Source organism: Bartonella sp. AA86SXKL (assembly GCF_042196885.1).
Genome location: NZ_JBHIRE010000142.1, coordinates 1 through 1,069, shown reverse-complemented (window position 1 = coordinate 1,069; position 1,069 = coordinate 1). Strand labels below are relative to the sequence as shown.

Below are 1,069 nucleotides of genomic sequence, written 5' to 3'. Positions count from 1 at the left end.
AATTCATGGGACTGGTGCTTATACGGCGACTTACGCGTCTGTTGCATTTAATGGTTTTGAGCCTTTACCATCCTATGTGATTTGAATTTTTCCTTTATAAGATGGTATAAAGAGCTACAAGTGGGGGTGGTGACAAACATGAATATGATTTATTTTCAAACAAAAGATGATGCATTTTTTACACTCGCATCGGAGCAAGAAGCTGATAAACCTCATCGGGAGCATTTACTTGATTTGACACTAGGAAAGGGACGTAAGCGTAAATCCTCAGAAGTTTTACGTCGTGGGCGGTTGGCTGCTTGTGGACTTTCCTTTGTCGTTAAAAATACGCTTGGAGAACTTGTGGGCAGTGTGCGTCTTTGGCATGTTCAATTTAATAAAGGACATAATGAAATACAGCATGCTTTACTTTTGGGACCTCTTGCTGTTGCAGCGGAATGCTCCGGTATTGGGATAGGGTCTGCTCTTATGCGGCATGCGATTGCAACAGCAAAAAAAATGGGGTACGGTGCTATTTTTCTTGTCGGTGATTGTGCATTTTATCAGCGTTTTGGTTTTTCAAGCAGTCTCACAAAAAATTTAGCAATGCCTGGTCCTTATGAAAAACATCGTTTTCAAGCGCTGGAATTAATTCCTCATTATCTCACTTCGTGTCATGGTATTTTGACACCAAGCGGAGAGTTAGAAGATTGGAATTCTTTTCAGCACCATAAAGTTGCTTAAAGAAGCTGTTCATTTAACTTTCTTTTTTCCGCGATGTCTTCTTTGGGAAGTTTAAGCGTTGAGTGTGTTGGTGGTGGTCTATTATTTTTTTCAAGTGCAATGTTTGAGACAATTTTATTTCGGAGTATGGTTTTTTCTTTCCTATAAACTTTATCTTCTTTAATCATTTTTGTTGATCAATGGGTAATATACAGAAGATTTTGCATAGTTCTAAAATGGCTTTGAGCAAAATTTGTGATGGATAATCATTGGAAGTGTACTCATGTTTTATGCTGAGTAAGGTGTCATTTGCGATAATCATTCAGTATAAGGTTTTGAGCATGCAAACATTTTTACAGGATATATG

General features: G+C 37.9%; 1 protein-coding gene. It reads left to right on the top strand.

Features of this window, described 5'->3' with window-relative positions:
* Window positions 1-138 precede the first annotated feature (138 nt).
* Complete coding sequence (locus tag ACFIO5_RS10580; protein ID WP_034448172.1) at window positions 139-723, top strand: GNAT family N-acetyltransferase; 585 nt, start codon at window positions 139-141, stop codon at window positions 721-723.
* Window positions 724-1,069 lie beyond the last annotated feature (346 nt).